19 protein-coding genes and 1 tRNA gene are annotated in these 13,692 nt (G+C 29.3%); 14 read left to right on the plus strand and 6 right to left on the minus strand.

The window, feature by feature from the left end; translation table 11 throughout:
- The first annotated feature begins 24 nt into the window (after positions 1 to 24).
- From N2251_RS04580 to N2251_RS04610, 7 genes are all read left to right on the plus strand, one after another.
- Positions 25 to 1,215: a molybdopterin molybdotransferase MoeA gene (locus tag N2251_RS04580; protein ID WP_260585534.1), complete on the plus strand. Its 1,191-nt coding sequence runs from the start codon at positions 25 to 27 to the stop codon at positions 1,213 to 1,215.
- A gap of 223 nt (positions 1,216 to 1,438) precedes the next feature.
- Positions 1,439 to 1,915, plus strand: coding sequence for a cyclic pyranopterin monophosphate synthase MoaC (moaC, locus tag N2251_RS04585; protein ID WP_260585535.1), 477 nt, complete (start codon positions 1,439 to 1,441; stop codon positions 1,913 to 1,915).
- Complete coding sequence (locus N2251_RS04590; RefSeq protein WP_260585536.1) at positions 1,908 to 3,023, plus strand: NTP transferase domain-containing protein; 1,116 nt, start codon at positions 1,908 to 1,910, stop codon at positions 3,021 to 3,023. The genes moaC and N2251_RS04590 overlap by 8 nt, the downstream gene beginning before the upstream one ends.
- A complete protein-coding gene (locus N2251_RS04595) occupies positions 3,016 to 3,486 on the plus strand; it encodes a hypothetical protein (RefSeq protein WP_260585537.1) in 471 nt (156 codons plus the stop codon). The genes N2251_RS04590 and N2251_RS04595 overlap by 8 nt, the downstream gene beginning before the upstream one ends.
- A 185-nt stretch (positions 3,487 to 3,671) precedes the next feature.
- Positions 3,672 to 4,109, plus strand: coding sequence for an ATP-dependent zinc protease family protein (locus N2251_RS04600; RefSeq protein WP_260585538.1), 438 nt, complete (start codon positions 3,672 to 3,674; stop codon positions 4,107 to 4,109).
- A complete protein-coding gene (gene rimK / locus N2251_RS04605; RefSeq protein ID WP_260585539.1) occupies positions 4,109 to 4,984 on the plus strand; it encodes a 30S ribosomal protein S6--L-glutamate ligase in 876 nt (291 codons plus the stop codon). The genes N2251_RS04600 and rimK overlap by 1 nt, the downstream gene beginning before the upstream one ends.
- Positions 4,974 to 5,948 (plus strand): succinylglutamate desuccinylase/aspartoacylase family protein, encoded by a 975-nt coding sequence (locus tag N2251_RS04610; RefSeq protein ID WP_260585540.1) that lies wholly within the window; start codon positions 4,974 to 4,976, stop codon positions 5,946 to 5,948. Before rimK ends, N2251_RS04610 begins: the two co-directional genes overlap by 11 nt.
- Before the next feature lie 66 nt (positions 5,949 to 6,014).
- On the opposite strand, the gene corA is transcribed toward N2251_RS04610, so the two are convergent.
- From corA to N2251_RS04625, 3 genes are all read right to left on the minus strand, one after another.
- Positions 6,015 to 7,070: a magnesium/cobalt transporter CorA gene (gene corA / locus N2251_RS04615; protein ID WP_260585541.1), complete on the minus strand. Its 1,056-nt coding sequence runs from the start codon at positions 7,068 to 7,070 to the stop codon at positions 6,015 to 6,017.
- A gap of 29 nt (positions 7,071 to 7,099) precedes the next feature.
- Entirely contained in the window at positions 7,100 to 7,513 is a 414-nt protein-coding gene (locus N2251_RS04620) for a VOC family protein (RefSeq protein ID WP_260585542.1), read from the minus strand.
- 89 nt (positions 7,514 to 7,602) lie between these two features.
- A complete protein-coding gene (locus tag N2251_RS04625; RefSeq protein ID WP_260585543.1) occupies positions 7,603 to 8,109 on the minus strand; it encodes a mechanosensitive ion channel domain-containing protein in 507 nt (168 codons plus the stop codon).
- Between the two features lie 96 nt (positions 8,110 to 8,205).
- Here N2251_RS04625 and N2251_RS04630 point away from each other — a divergent pair, with 96 nt between their 5' ends.
- The 4 genes from N2251_RS04630 to N2251_RS04645 all read left to right on the plus strand — a co-directional run bounded on the left by N2251_RS04630 (position 8,206) and on the right by N2251_RS04645 (position 10,346).
- On the plus strand, positions 8,206 to 9,036 hold the full coding sequence (locus N2251_RS04630) for a universal stress protein (RefSeq protein ID WP_260585544.1): 831 nt from the start codon (positions 8,206 to 8,208) through the stop codon (positions 9,034 to 9,036).
- A 349-nt stretch (positions 9,037 to 9,385) separates the two neighbouring features.
- The gene (locus tag N2251_RS04635) at positions 9,386 to 9,715 is read left to right on the plus strand and encodes a hypothetical protein (protein ID WP_260585545.1); all 330 of its coding nucleotides are present in this window, start codon (positions 9,386 to 9,388) and stop codon (positions 9,713 to 9,715) included.
- 18 nt (positions 9,716 to 9,733) lie between these two features.
- A complete protein-coding gene (locus tag N2251_RS04640; RefSeq protein ID WP_260585546.1) occupies positions 9,734 to 10,108 on the plus strand; it encodes a hypothetical protein in 375 nt (124 codons plus the stop codon).
- Entirely contained in the window at positions 10,098 to 10,346 is a 249-nt protein-coding gene (locus N2251_RS04645; protein WP_260585548.1) for a hypothetical protein, read from the plus strand. The genes N2251_RS04640 and N2251_RS04645 overlap by 11 nt, the downstream gene beginning before the upstream one ends.
- Before the next feature lie 89 nt (positions 10,347 to 10,435).
- Here N2251_RS04645 and N2251_RS04650 read toward each other — a convergent pair.
- A tRNA-Leu gene (locus tag N2251_RS04650) sits at positions 10,436 to 10,517 on the minus strand.
- Positions 10,518 to 10,640: 123 nt separating this feature from the next.
- On the opposite strand from N2251_RS04650, the gene N2251_RS04655 reads away from it, so the two are divergent.
- The 3 genes from N2251_RS04655 to pth all read left to right on the plus strand — a co-directional run bounded on the left by N2251_RS04655 (position 10,641) and on the right by pth (position 12,898).
- A complete protein-coding gene (locus N2251_RS04655) occupies positions 10,641 to 11,582 on the plus strand; it encodes a ribose-phosphate pyrophosphokinase (RefSeq protein WP_260585549.1) in 942 nt (313 codons plus the stop codon).
- Positions 11,583 to 11,606: 24 nt separating this feature from the next.
- Positions 11,607 to 12,203, plus strand: a complete 597-nt coding sequence (locus N2251_RS04660; protein WP_260585550.1) for a 50S ribosomal protein L25/general stress protein Ctc — start codon at positions 11,607 to 11,609, stop codon at positions 12,201 to 12,203.
- A 128-nt stretch (positions 12,204 to 12,331) separates the two neighbouring features.
- The gene (gene pth / locus N2251_RS04665) at positions 12,332 to 12,898 is read left to right on the plus strand and encodes an aminoacyl-tRNA hydrolase (protein ID WP_260585551.1); all 567 of its coding nucleotides are present in this window, start codon (positions 12,332 to 12,334) and stop codon (positions 12,896 to 12,898) included.
- 70 nt (positions 12,899 to 12,968) lie between these two features.
- On the opposite strand, the gene N2251_RS04670 is transcribed toward pth, so the two are convergent.
- Both N2251_RS04670 and N2251_RS04675 read right to left on the minus strand, forming a co-directional pair.
- The gene (locus N2251_RS04670) at positions 12,969 to 13,418 is read right to left on the minus strand and encodes a 6-pyruvoyl trahydropterin synthase family protein (RefSeq protein ID WP_260585552.1); all 450 of its coding nucleotides are present in this window, start codon (positions 13,416 to 13,418) and stop codon (positions 12,969 to 12,971) included.
- 107 nt (positions 13,419 to 13,525) lie between these two features.
- Entirely contained in the window at positions 13,526 to 13,681 is a 156-nt protein-coding gene (locus N2251_RS04675) for a hypothetical protein (RefSeq protein WP_260585553.1), read from the minus strand.
- Between the last annotated feature and the right edge of the window lie 11 nt (positions 13,682 to 13,692).

The following is a 13,692-nucleotide window of genomic DNA, read 5'->3' on the forward strand; positions in this document are numbered from 1 at the left end:
TTGTTTCAGAATCACATCAAGAATATGATTTCAGTAAAAGAAGCAAAAAATATAATATTACAAAATACAGTAGATTTTGGAATCGAGGAAATTCCGTTTATAAAATCTGTTGGTAGAGTTTTAAAAGAAGATATTATTGCTGATAGAGATTTTCCTCCTTTCAACCGTGTTGCTATGGACGGAATTGCAATCAATTATTCTTATTTTAAAAATAAGCAACGTAACTTTAAAATTGAAGGTATTCAGCCTGCAGGGAGCAGGCAATTATCTATGCAAAACTCGGCAAACTGTATAGAAGTAATGACTGGCGCTGTATTACCTAATAACTGTGATACCGTAATTCGTTATGAAGATGTTGTTATAAAAAACGGAATTGCAACAGTTACTGTTGATGTTATAAATGAACATCAAAATATCCATCCAAAGGGAAAAGACAAAGTACAAGGAATTGTTTTAATTAACAAAAACACTATTATTTCTCCTGCTGAAATCGGAGTGATTGCTACTGTGGGTAAATCGACTATTACTGTAGCCAAACAACCGAAAGTAATGATTATTTCTACTGGCGATGAATTGGTTGATGTACATGAAATTCCTTTAGATTATCAAATAAGAAGGTCTAATGTATATACGTTGGTTTCGTTATTAAATGAACTGAACATTCCTTCTAAAACAGCACATATTACTGATAATAAAACTATTTTAAAAGAGAAGATTGCTTGTTACCTAAAAGAATATGATGTGCTTTTATTTAGCGGAGCGGTAAGTAAAGGTAAATTTGATTTTTTACCCGAAGTATTAACCGATTTAGGTGTAAACAAGTTGTTTCATAAAGTTGCACAAAGACCCGGAAAACCTTTTTGGATGGGACAGACTGATAATTGTAAAGTATTTGCTTTTCCCGGAAATCCTGTTTCTACCTTTGTAAATTGTTTAGTATATTTTTATCCGTGGTATTATAAATCGGTAAACTTAAAACAACCTGAAGAAACGGCAATTTTAGCTAACGATATTGTATTTAAACCTAATTTAACGTACTTTTTACAAGTAAAATTAAGTTATCGTTTTGGACATTTAATTGCAACTCCTATAAAAGGAAATGGTTCTGGAGATTTAGCTAGTTTGGTAGCAGCTGACGGGTTTATAGAAATATCAAAAACAGAACAAATTGAATTTAAATCAGGAACCGTTTTTCCTGTAATTAGGTATAAATAATGCCTTCTCGATACTAATTTGATTTTTCCTGTCGGACATCAAATTCACTCGAAGTGACAAATTGTTTATAAATATCATGTTGATTTTTACTAAAAATAGTTATTTTAAAAACAGCATCTAACTTGTCAGTTCGAGTAATTTTATTGAAATGACAATGGAAATAAAAATGTATCGAGAACAACTGTTACTTTTAACAACCTATTCTAATATTTAGAAACTAAAAATGAATAAATTCACCCATATAAACGAGCAGAATCAACCTAAAATGGTGAATGTTTCTGATAAGAAAATTACCAAACGAACTGCAATTGCAAAAGCTACGATGTTTTTAGGATCAGAAATTATTTCTCATTTTAAAAAGGATGATTTAATTACTAAAAAAGGACCCGTTTTTCAAACGGCTATTATAGCAGGTATTCAGGCAGTAAAAAAAACATCCGATATTATTCCGATGTGTCATCCGTTATTAATTAACGGAGTAGATATTGATATAAATATTATCGACAATGAACAATTAGAGGTTTTTTGTAAAGTAACTATTGAAGGAAAAACAGGTGTTGAAATGGAAGCTTTAACAGGCGCATCAGCAACTTGCTTAACAATTTATGATATGTGTAAAGCTATCAATCAAGAAATGGTGATTAAAGAGGTTAAATTAGTTGAAAAAACTGGCGGTAAATCGGATATTAAAAATGGATAAAAAACATCAAAAACACGCAAATATCACCAAAAAATTCAATGATAATTTTGCAAGCAATGAAGTTGCTATTTTAGGAACTAAATGTGGTGTTATTGCAGAGTTAGTAAACAAGGTTTCAACTAAATTATCAAACTATAACTTAGCGTATTTTGATGCTTCTCATGCAAAAAATCTTGATGAAAATATAGTAACCGAATACACCTTTCATCATAAAGGTAATTTACAAGTAAACACAACCTCAATAGTTAATAAGTTTGAACAACGTTTACAGTTTATTAATCATGATTTTGTGTTTATAAACGGAAATCATTATCAAGGTGCCAAACAAATTTTAATTTTAGATGATGAAAAAGAAGCATCTATAAAAAAACGTTTAGATCAAATTACTAACATCCAATTTATTGTAAAACTAAATCCGGATACCGAAATTTTTGACTGTTTAGTTGAAAAATTTCCACTGATAGAAAATACAACTTGTTATTTGATTCAAGATGTTGATAAAATTACAAATCACATTGAAAATTTAATAAAAGAAAATATTGCACCTGTTAAAGGACTGGTATTAACTGGCGGAAAAAGCACCCGAATGGGAACAGATAAATCTGAATTAGATTATTATGGAAAACCTCAAAAAGAATACGCAAAAGAACTCTTAGAAAACAATGCTTTAGAAACCTTTTATTCCATACAGTTACCTTCTAAAAAATCAACTGAAATTCACGATACATTTTTAAACCTAGGTCCTTTTGGCGGAATTTGTTCTGCCTTTCAAAAAGATCCTAATTCAGCTTGGTTAGTAGTTGCTACAGACCTTCCTTTTGTAAATGATGACTTAATTCAGTTGTTATTACAAAAACGAAATCCGAGTAAAATAGCAACAGCTATTAAAGGAAAAAGCAAAGAATTTCCTGAGCCTTTAATTACCATTTACGAACCAAAGGCGTATACTAAATTGCTACAATATTTAGCACAAGGATACTCGTGTCCGCGTAAAATGCTAATTAATTCTGATGTTGAAATTATTGAAATTGATGACAATTTAATTAGAAATATCAATACGCCAGAAGAATTTAAAATCGCTAAAAAAGAGATTCATAAACATGAATAAACTCATAATAATAAAAGGTGGCCAAAAACATTTCATTTTTAGGATTATAGCGGCTATTCTTTATGCTTTTGCTCTTTATATTTTAGCGCAATTTTTCATCAATACATCAATATCAACTGTCGAAAATTACACAATCTCTTTTTTGCATGTTCTAAAATTCGAAGTATATCTTATAACGCTTGCGTTATTGGCTTCAGTTGTAAGTAATCATCATTTTAACCTTAAAGACAAAACATATCGTAAATATTATTCTGTTGGCCCTTTAGGTTATGGAAAATGGCAAAATATAAGCAGACTTACTTACGCATCAATTTATTTAAATAACAACGATATTTACGAAGTAATTATTTGGGATGAAAACAATGATCGTTTTAAAATTTCATTTCATAAATTAGAAAAAGATGCTGTAGAAACAGCAAAATATGTAGCCGATAAATTAAGTATTGATTATTATACAAAATAAGATGTGAGCAATTACAAAAATAAGTTAACAAGCTGTTTTTAAGTACTCTGTTTATAAATAATGTAATTCTATATCTTTTAAATAGAAAATAAGTAACATTATTTCGTTTTACTAATTTTGATGAAATATTTATATTTTTTTATCAATAACTATTAGTAATTTTACAACTCCTATTTTATATATAAATGAAAATAACAATTGGTCGAGTAGATAAGGCTGATTTTCCAGAATTATCGCTCTCAGAAATCGATTTAAAGATTGATTCAGGTGCATACACCTCTTCAATTCATTGTGCAAATATTGAGGAAATAAATGTAGGTGGTGAAAATTTGATTAAATTTACGTTATTAGATCCTGAACATTCTTTGTACAATAACAAAGAATTTAAAACAAAAAAATACACCTCTAAAGCTGTAAAAAGTTCGAATGGAATTTCTGAAATGCGTTTTTTAATTGAAACTGAAATATTTATTTTCGATACATTATTCCCAATTCACCTAACTTTAACAGAAAGAAAGGATATGAAATTTCCGATATTATTAGGTAGAAAGTTTCTGAATAATAAATTTATTATAGACACAGCAAAAAAGAATTTATCTCACAAATTAAAACATAAAGAATAATGAAAATTGTAATTTTATCTAGAAACCCAAAACTATACTCTACAAGTAGATTAGTTGAAGCCGCTGAAAAAAGAGGGCATGAAGTTTTGGTCGTAGATCACTTAAAATGCAATATTGAAATTGAGAAAAAATCTCCAAAAATATTTTATAAAGGAGAGTATTTAGACGATATCGATGCGATAATACCAAGAATTGGTGCTTCTGTAACTTTTTATGGTACAGCTGTTATTCGTCAATTTGAAATGATGAAAATTTTTACTGCTGTTTCGTCAATTGGTTTGGTAAGATCTAGAGATAAATTAAGTAGTTTACAAATTTTAGCAAGAGCTGGTGTTGGTTTACCAAAAACAGTTTTCACTAATTACACAAAAGATGTAGAACATGTAGTAGAATCTGTAGGTGGTGCTCCTTTAGTATTAAAATTATTAGAAGGAACTCAAGGTTTAGGGGTAGTTTTAGCGGAAACTAAAAACGCAGCAACATCTGTATTAGAAGCTTTTAACGGCTTAGGTGCAAGAGTAATTGCACAAGAGTTTATTAAAGAAGCTGGTGGGGCAGATATTAGAGCATTTGTTGTAGATGGTAAAATAATTGGTGCCATGAAACGTCAAGGAAAAGAAGGTGAATTCCGTTCTAATTTACATAGAGGTGGAAATGCATCTATCATAGAATTAACAGATGAAGAAGAAAAAACAGCTTTAAAAGCAACAAAAGCGTTAGGTTTAGGTGTTGCTGGTGTAGATATGCTACAATCATCTAAAGGACCTTTGGTTTTAGAAGTAAATTCATCTCCAGGTTTAGAAGGGATTGAAACTGCAACAGGAAGAGATATTGCCAAAGAAATTATACGTTATTTAGAATTAAATGTTGAATAAACCTTTTGTTCTTTTAGGAAAAGAAATTCCTGAAGGGCAACGTACTGTTTTAGATTTAAAAATCGCCAAATTACATACACGAACCACTGTAAACGTTCCTATAATTATAGAACGTTCTCACAAACCTGGTCCTGTAGTTTTATTACTTGCAGGTATTCATGGAGATGAGACCAACGGTGTCGGAATAATTAGAGAAGTTATCAGTTTAGGAATTAACAAACCTAAAAACGGAACCGTTATTTGTATTCCTGTTTTTAATATTTTTGGCTATTTAATTCAAACAAGAGAATTTCCTGACGGAAGAGATCTAAACAGAATGTTTCCTGGAACTGTAAACGGTTCTTTAGCGAGTCAGTTTGCGTATCAATTCTCGAAAGAAATTGCGCCTTTTGTAGATTATGTAATAGATTTTCATACTGGTGGTGGCGAACGTGATAACATTGCGCAAATAAGATGTAGCAAGGGTGATGAAAAGGCCTTAGAATTGGCGAAAGTTTTTAATCCGCCAATGATTGTTTTTTCTAACAACATAAAAAAATCTTTAAGAGATACATTACACAAAATGGGTAAAACTGTTTTGCTTTTTGAAGGTGGAAAATCAAAAGATTTAAACCCCACTATTATTAACGAAGGTGTAAACGGAACCAAAAACATATTGATTCATTTGGGTATGATTAAAGATGAAATTACCGTTAGGGCTACTCCCGTTTTTGTACATAAAGCAAAATGGTTACGCGCTTCAGATTCTGGTATGTTTAAAGTAATCGCGAAAAACGGAACTTTTGTGAAAAAGAAAGAAGTTTTAGGTATTATTCAAGATCCTTTTGGTGAATTTAAAAAGGTGGTTTATGCGCCATTTAACGGGCATATTTTTTGCATCAATAAAACACCTATCGTAAATAAAGGAGACGCTTTGTTTCATTTGAGCATAGAAGAATCTGTTATCTCTAACGACAACTTTTAAAACTTACAATTAATACTTCCTATCATATTATAAATTATAGAAGTATATAATATGATAGAAGTAATATTAAAACCATTTTTTTCTTTTAAAGAAATACAACAATCCGAAGAAAAGAAAAATCATAAAACCCCACAAAATATAATATCCATTTGCATAGTGTAATTCAGGAATATTATCAAAATTCATCCCGTAAATACCTGCAATAAAAGTTAAGGGTATAAATATGGTAGAAATTACAGTTAATACTTTCATTACCTCGTTCATTCTATTACTAACACTTGTCATATACATATCCATCAACCCCCACAACATATCTCTATATATTTCTATGGTTTCAATAACCTGAATTGTGTGGTCATATAAGTCTCTAAAATAATTTAGCGTTTTAGATTTTACTAGTTTACTTTCGGCTTTTTCAAGTTTACTAACGATCTCTCTTAAGGGAAAAATCGAACGTCTTATTTTTAAAGCTTCTCTTTTTAACGCCTGTATTTCTTTAACAGTATCGTTATTGGGATTTGTAAACAAAAGTTCTTCTAATTTTTCAACTTTCTCGCCCATGGTTTCTATAATTAAAAAATAATTATCTACCACAGCATCCATTAAAGCATATAATAAATAATCAGAGCCATTACTTCTTATAATTCCTTTTGATGCTCTAATCCGCTCTCTAATACCATCAAAAACATCTTCTTCAGATTCCTGAAAAGAGAGTACATATTTATCTCCAAGTATAATGCTAATGTGTTCTACTTTTAAATGTTGGTTTGCATCATAATACAACATCTTAAAAACCACAAAAATATAATCGTCATATTCATCTATTTTTGGTCTTTGATTAATGTTTACAATATCTTCTAATATTAAAGGATGCAACTTATAGTGATTTCCTATTTTTTGAATAGCATCTACATTATTAAGTCCGTTTATATTTATCCAAGTAGTTGTCTCAGTTTCTTTATAGCCAAAGCAGCTTTCAATTTTATTTATTTTCTTTTCCTCTAAAGAATCTTTTGTATAATCAAAGGCATTGATAAATAACTGAGTACTTTCTTTATCTCCTGTATAAGTGATTGTGCCAGGAGGAAGCCCTATTTTTTTCTTAAATTTAGATTTTTTCATTTTAGATAAATTAAATAACACTTGCTCTTTTACATCATAAACATTTCATCTTCTTCTATAAAAGTCTTAAATTCTATTGTGTAACCATTAGGGTCTTTCACGAAAAAAGAAACGTGTTCGCCGTTTTTATCTTTTAAAAATATTTTTGTTATAATTGTTTCTGATGACCAATGATTAATTCTGTCATGCATTTTTTCCCATTCTTCAGCATCTAAAACAATTCCGAAATGAAAAGAAGGTAGCACATCTTTTTCAAAGGTATAATTAGGATAATCGAAATTAAATTTCTCTACTAAAACATATGTCAACTGGTTGTTAAATAAATTTATGTCTAACCAATCGCTGGTTTCCCTACCACAATTTAAACCTAAATCTTCTGTATAAAATTTTTTAGTTTCCTTGATATTTATACAAGGAAGCGATAAATGGAAAATAGATGCCATATTTTTAAGCTTTTTTTGATAATCTTTCTGTTATATAAATATACTATTTTAGCTATTTACTAATAGTAGACTTCTTTTGAAAATACAAATTATTTTTGATTTTGTATCAACTCAATACTTTTATAAAGTATTACTGTATTTGGTATTGTTATTTTTCTATTTCCCTCTGGAATATATAATAATACATAAAAACCCGTAATGTTTTTAACTTCACCTGTTAAATCATATTCTTTATCTATAATTTTTATAGTATCTCCTATACGCATTGGATGGTAAAAAAACAAAATTACACTTGCTGTTAAGTTAGACAAGATAGACCATTGTGCAAAAAAACCAACACCTAATACTGCTAAAATAGAAGATGCTAAAACACCTATTTGCTTAAATTCTATTCCTAAAATTATAAGAACTAAAAAAAAGGAAAACACATAATAAATTAAGTAAAAAAGGTTAAGTATAATTTTTCTTCTATGTGGCTCTATAGCATTTTTAATTACATAGCTTTTGGTTATTTTTTTAGTAAAAACAACTAAAACAGAAAGCACAATTAATAATATTAATAGTAAATTGTATTTATTCAATAAAAAATTACTCATTATTGTTTTAATTGCAAAATTATGTTTTTATTATTTTTATAATTGATTTTATTTTGAAAAAATTATATTTGATAAATCAATTGTAATCAACTTATTATGAATAATATATTAATTCCATATGATTTTTCTGAAGAAGCTATTAATGCTTTAAACTATACTAAAAAACTTTTTAAAGGCCTAGATGTTTGTATTTATTTATTAGATGTTTATATCGCTGAAAAGCCGCATTTATTAAGTTCTGAAAAAAGTGAAGAATGGTTTAATGAAATGGACAATGAGATTGAAGAAGAATCAAAGTACCTAATTGACATTCTTAATAAAGAAACGGAAAATTTCGAATATCAATTTATAATTAACTCAACCTCGTTAATAAAAGCAATTAAAGAAGCTGTTTCTGATAAAAAAATAGATTTAATAATTTCTGGCACAAAAGGAGCTAGAAGTTTAAAAGAAACTTTTATTGGCACAAATACCATGAAAATTATTAACACTATTAATAATTGTCCGATATTAATTGTGCCAACAAACTATAAATACAAACTGTTACATCAAATAGTATTTTCAACAAATTATAAAAGGCCTTTTAATAATAAAGAATTGAAATCGTTGCTTCAATTGAGTATTTTAAAAGATTGCCCAATTGAAGTTATAAATCTTTCTGAAGAATACACTTTAAATAGTAAACAGAAAGCGCACAAAATACAGTTAAGAGAAATTTTTAAAGACTTAGGCGTAGAATATAAAAAAATAGATTGGGACGACTCTGAAACTAATACTTTAGAAAACTATATAGAAAAAACAGAAAGCGAATTATTAGTTTTAATAAATCATAAGCACAATTTTTTAAATCGCCTTTTAGAAGAAAACGTGGTTAAAAAATCTGCTTTTCACAGTAAAATTCCATTATTAATTTTACCAGAGCTATAAATAATTTAATCATTAAAAAACCTTTCTGTTTTCCCTCCACTAATCAACAATATTAATGAGTAAAAAATCTTGTAGCGATTTTTTTATTTTTATTACATCTTAATTAAAACTATTAAAAAAAGAATATATAATCATATGTTAATCATTTTTAGGTTAAAATTAGTTTTTTAGGTTCTCTCAAAACAGAACAATGTTAAACTACTTAATTACAGTAAGTTTGGTAAATTAATTTTTATTTTAGCTCACACTATTGAAAAATACTATAGTACAATAATTTAATACTATTCTACTATATCGAACTATTACCTATGCATTAACTTTGGTTAATCTCAAAAACAGAGAAATAAAATTGGAGCTAGAAAAACTATTAAAAGAAACAAAATCAAAAGCAATTTTCCTTTTAAAAGACAACGGAGAAACTATTGATTTTTACCCTAAAAAAAATGAACTGGGTGATTTGCAAGATAAAATAACAGTGTTTAAAGCCACTATTTTTAATATGAGCAATCATTTTTTCAGTAATTATTTTAATACGGAGTTGAAAGAAATTATTTTAAAGTCTAATAACGAAAACATACTTATTATTAAACATAAGGAATATATATTATGTTTTTTATCAGACAAAAGTATAAATGTAAGTTTATTAGAACTTATTTTAAAAAAAGAATTTAACCACTAACTATAAACCACTAACAAAATGCAAGAAATTTTAGACAAATTAGTAAGTAACGTAAAAGAAAACATCTCAGGATACATCGGAATTAGCGTTGCTGAAATGGCCTCAGGAGAATCACTTATTTCAGACTCTGCTTTAGACGGTTTTGATCCTGCTTTAGCATGTGCTTACAATGTAGAAATCATCAATGCTAAACGTAAAGCAATGAAAGCCTTAGGATTAGATGAGAATTTAACCGATATTCACTTTAACTTAGAGACTCAAATACATATCATTAATATTTCTCCAAGTGGTGATTATTTCGTCTACTTAGCTGTTGACTCTAAAAAAGCAAATTTAGCGCTTACTAGAACGCTTTTAAACAAATATAAACAAGAGTTAAACAATGAGCTATAATGCCATTGAGGTAACTAATTATAATTTTGAGAACACATTTGTTGATTTTATAAATTCTTATCAAGAAGCTTATAAAAACAATGTTCTACAAAATGCACCAGCCCCCCTAGAAGTGCAAAAAAATACTTCAGAGAAAAGAGATATTAAAACAATACTTGAGGATTTCTTTTTTTCTCCAAAATATGATAACGTTTTGGATGCTATTGGTTTTGGAAACACAAAAACTGTAGAAGGTTAAAAAAAAGCGAGAATTTCTTCTCGCTTTTTTTTGTTCAAATTATCAACCATTAAAAAACCTCAACTATAAATAGTTGAGGTTTGTATTTGTACTCGAGGCGGGAATCGAACCCGCACTTCCGAAAAAACTGGATTTTGAATCCAGCGCGTCTACCAATTCCGCCACTCGAGCATTAAGTAGTCTGCAAATCTATAAAAATATTTTAATTAATTCGTTTAAAAATAACTTTTAAACTCTCAAAATAGTTTTACTTTTGCAGTAACAACAACACTAACTATAAATACAATTTTGTAAATGGCTACAGATCAAATAAGCCCAAAAATTTTTGCTTGTTCTCAAAGCACCGAACTAGCAGCGCAAATTGCTAAAGAATACGGAGCAGCACTTGGTAATGTAAAAACAACACATTTTAGTGACGGTGAATTTCAGCCTGCATTTGAAGAATCTATAAGAGGACGAAGAGTGTTTCTAATTGGTTCTACTTTTCCTTCAGCCGATAATTTAATGGAAATGTTATTAATGTGTGATGCTGCTAAACGTGCTTCTGCAAGACATATTACTGCTGTAATGCCATATTTTGGATGGGCTCGTCAAGACAGAAAAGACAAACCTCGTGTAGCTATTGGTGCAAAATTAGTAGCAAAATTACTAGAATCAGCAGGAGCTACAAGAATTATGACCATGGATTTACATGCGGATCAAATTCAAGGTTTTTTTGAAAAACCAGTAGATCATTTATTCGCTTCTACCATATTTTTACCATATGTTAAGAGTTTAAAATTAGATAATCTTACTATTGCTTCTCCAGATATGGGAGGATCTAAAAGAGCATATGCATATTCTAAATATTTAGAAAGCGATGTAGTAATTTGTTACAAGCAACGTGAAAAAGCTAATATAATTTCTCACATGGAATTAATTGGTGATGTAAAAGGTAAAAATGTAATTCTTGTTGATGACATGATCGATACGGGAGGAACACTTACTAAAGCTGCCGATTTAATGATAGAAAGAGGAGCTTTAAGTGTGCGTGCAATTTGTACACACCCAATACTTTCGGGCGATGCTTATGATAGAATTCAGAATTCGAAATTAACGGAGCTAATTGTTTCTGATACAATTCCTTTAAAAAAGAGTGTATCTAAAATAAAAGTGGTAACTTGCGCCACTTTATTCGCTGATGTGATGCATAAAGTTCAAGACAATACATCGATTAGTGGACAATTTTTAATGTAAATAAATTTAACAAACAAAGAAGTAATGAAATCAATTACAATCAACGGATCACAAAGAGAAAGCGTAGGTAAAAAAGCAACTAAAGCCTTACGTAATGCTGGACAGGTTCCTTGCGTATTATACGGAGGAAAAGAGGCGGTACACTTCTCAGCAGAAGAAAAATCATTTAAGCCTTTAGTATTTACTCCAGATGTATTTACTGCTACGATTGAAATAAATGGTACAAAATACAGTGCTGTTTTACAAGATATCCAATTTCACCCAGTTACAGACAGAATTTTACACGTAGATTTCTACCAAATCTTTGAAGACAAAGAGGTAACTATGGAAATTCCTGTACATTTAGTAGGTACTGCTAAAGGTATTATGTTAGGAGGGGCTTTACGTCACAACTTACGTAAGTTAAGAGTAAAGGCTTTACCAGCTAACTTACCTGACTTTATTGAAGCTAATATTACTAGATTAGAAATTGGTAATAAATTATATGTTACTGAATTAAGAAATGATAAATATTCTTTATTACACCCAGATAACACAGTAGTTGCTCAAGTACGTATGTCTCGTAACGCAGCGAAAGCAGCAGCAGAAGGAGACGACGCTGAAGCTACTGCAGAAGCATAAGAAATTATACTACATTTTTATAAAAGCGTTACCTTTGTGTAACGCTTTTTTTTATTTTTGAAATATAGGTTTTGATACCTTTTTTAAAAAATAGTTTAAAACATTCAACAGATACAGCGCAACATTCGATGAAAAAATTTTTAATTGTAGGTTTAGGTAATATTGGTGATAAATATGACAATACACGTCATAATATAGGTTTTAAAATAGTAGATGCCTTTGTAAAAGAACACGATGCTAGTTTTGAAACTGAAAAACTAGGTGATATTGCCAAATTAAAAATCAAAGGAAAAACAGTAATCGTTTTAAAACCGAGTACTTATATGAATTTAAGTGGAAAAGCGGTAATGTATTGGATGCAACAAGAAAATATTCAGGTTGAAAACTTATTGGTAATTACCGATGATTTAAATATCGATTTTGGAAAACTACGCATAAAACCAAAAGGTAGTTCTGGCGGACATAACGGATTAAAAGATATTCAAGATAAGTTTAATACAGGTGCTTATCCTCGTTTTCGTTTTGGTGTTGGTGCCGATTATGGCAGAGGCCGCCAAGTAGATTATGTATTAGGCGAATGGAACAAAGATGAAGAAAGCGAAATGATTGAACGCATACCAACTTCTGTTAACGCTATTGCTTCTTTTATTACAGCCGGAATGGCAAATACGATGAATGAATTTAACGGTAAATAATTTTTCTTATAAACATAAAAGGCTCAACGTTAATTAACGTTGAGCCTTTTATGTTTATTCTTTTCAATTCTTAATTATCACTTGCAAACCACTCTGCAAAACTTGTATCAGTTTCTTGTAGTTTTATAGCGTGAAGTTTAATATTTTTTGGAAGTCTATTTTTAATTTTTGAAGCAAAATCAATTACCATCATTTCACTTGTTGGTTGATAATCTACCAAAATAACATGATGACCTCTATCTTTTAATTCTTTAGCCAACTCAATATGAGGTGTGTTTTTATTAAACACGGTAGCATGATCAAAAACATCAACAATCTCTTCTTTTACAATTTTCTTTAAATCTGTAAAATCAATTACCATTCCGTATTTCACATTCGTGTTATCAGTAATAGGTTGCCCCATTACGGTTACAGAAAGCTTATAACTATGACCGTGAACATTTTTGCATTTACCATCATAACCATATAAAGCATGGCCTGTTTCGAAACTAAATTGCTTTGTGATTCTAATATTACTCACTATCTTTTGTATTTTTTATTACCTCTGTATTTGTTGTAAAAATATACAATTGCTACCCCTGCTGCTAAAATGGCAAATAAATAATCTCCTCCCATAATTTACGTTTTTTATTCGCCAAAAGTACGAATTTGTTTTACAATTTTTGTTAATATCCAAACGAAACCTATAGAAATAACAACTCCTATAGCTATTGATACTATCGGGTTATGATAAATCCATCCACCTAATTCATATCCTATTTTATAACTTTCTGTTTCTTCCATCTGTTTATTTA

Origin of the sequence: Tenacibaculum haliotis, assembly GCF_025215075.1 — a bacterium.
GTDB lineage: Bacteria > Bacteroidota > Bacteroidia > Flavobacteriales > Flavobacteriaceae > Polaribacter > Polaribacter haliotis_B.

Excerpts from the sequence above, each read along its gene's own strand:
- N2251_RS04600 (WP_260585538.1), top strand. The coding sequence starts at position 3,672 with ATGAAAATAACAATTGGTCGAGTAGATAAGGCTGATTTTCCAGAATTA.
- rimK (WP_260585539.1), top strand. The coding sequence starts at position 4,109 with ATGAAAATTGTAATTTTATCTAGAAACCCAAAACTATACTCTACAAGT.
- N2251_RS04640 (WP_260585546.1), top strand. The coding sequence starts at position 9,734 with ATGCAAGAAATTTTAGACAAATTAGTAAGTAACGTAAAAGAAAACATC.
- moaC (WP_260585535.1), top strand. The coding sequence starts at position 1,439 with ATGAATAAATTCACCCATATAAACGAGCAGAATCAACCTAAAATGGTG.
- N2251_RS04625 (WP_260585543.1), bottom strand. The coding sequence starts at position 8,109 with ATGAGTAATTTTTTATTGAATAAATACAATTTACTATTAATATTATTA.
- N2251_RS04645 (WP_260585548.1), top strand. The coding sequence starts at position 10,098 with ATGAGCTATAATGCCATTGAGGTAACTAATTATAATTTTGAGAACACA.
- N2251_RS04655 (WP_260585549.1), top strand. The coding sequence starts at position 10,641 with ATGGCTACAGATCAAATAAGCCCAAAAATTTTTGCTTGTTCTCAAAGC.
- N2251_RS04590 (WP_260585536.1), top strand. The coding sequence starts at position 1,908 with ATGGATAAAAAACATCAAAAACACGCAAATATCACCAAAAAATTCAAT.
- N2251_RS04675 (WP_260585553.1), bottom strand. The coding sequence starts at position 13,681 with ATGGAAGAAACAGAAAGTTATAAAATAGGATATGAATTAGGTGGATGG.
- corA (WP_260585541.1), bottom strand. The coding sequence starts at position 7,070 with ATGAAAAAATCTAAATTTAAGAAAAAAATAGGGCTTCCTCCTGGCACA.
- N2251_RS04660 (WP_260585550.1), top strand. The coding sequence starts at position 11,607 with ATGAAATCAATTACAATCAACGGATCACAAAGAGAAAGCGTAGGTAAA.
- N2251_RS04610 (WP_260585540.1), top strand. The coding sequence starts at position 4,974 with ATGTTGAATAAACCTTTTGTTCTTTTAGGAAAAGAAATTCCTGAAGGG.
- N2251_RS04580 (WP_260585534.1), top strand. The coding sequence starts at position 25 with ATGATTTCAGTAAAAGAAGCAAAAAATATAATATTACAAAATACAGTA.
- N2251_RS04620 (WP_260585542.1), bottom strand. The coding sequence starts at position 7,513 with ATGGCATCTATTTTCCATTTATCGCTTCCTTGTATAAATATCAAGGAA.
- N2251_RS04630 (WP_260585544.1), top strand. The coding sequence starts at position 8,206 with ATGAATAATATATTAATTCCATATGATTTTTCTGAAGAAGCTATTAAT.
- pth (WP_260585551.1), top strand. The coding sequence starts at position 12,332 with ATGAAAAAATTTTTAATTGTAGGTTTAGGTAATATTGGTGATAAATAT.
- N2251_RS04595 (WP_260585537.1), top strand. The coding sequence starts at position 3,016 with ATGAATAAACTCATAATAATAAAAGGTGGCCAAAAACATTTCATTTTT.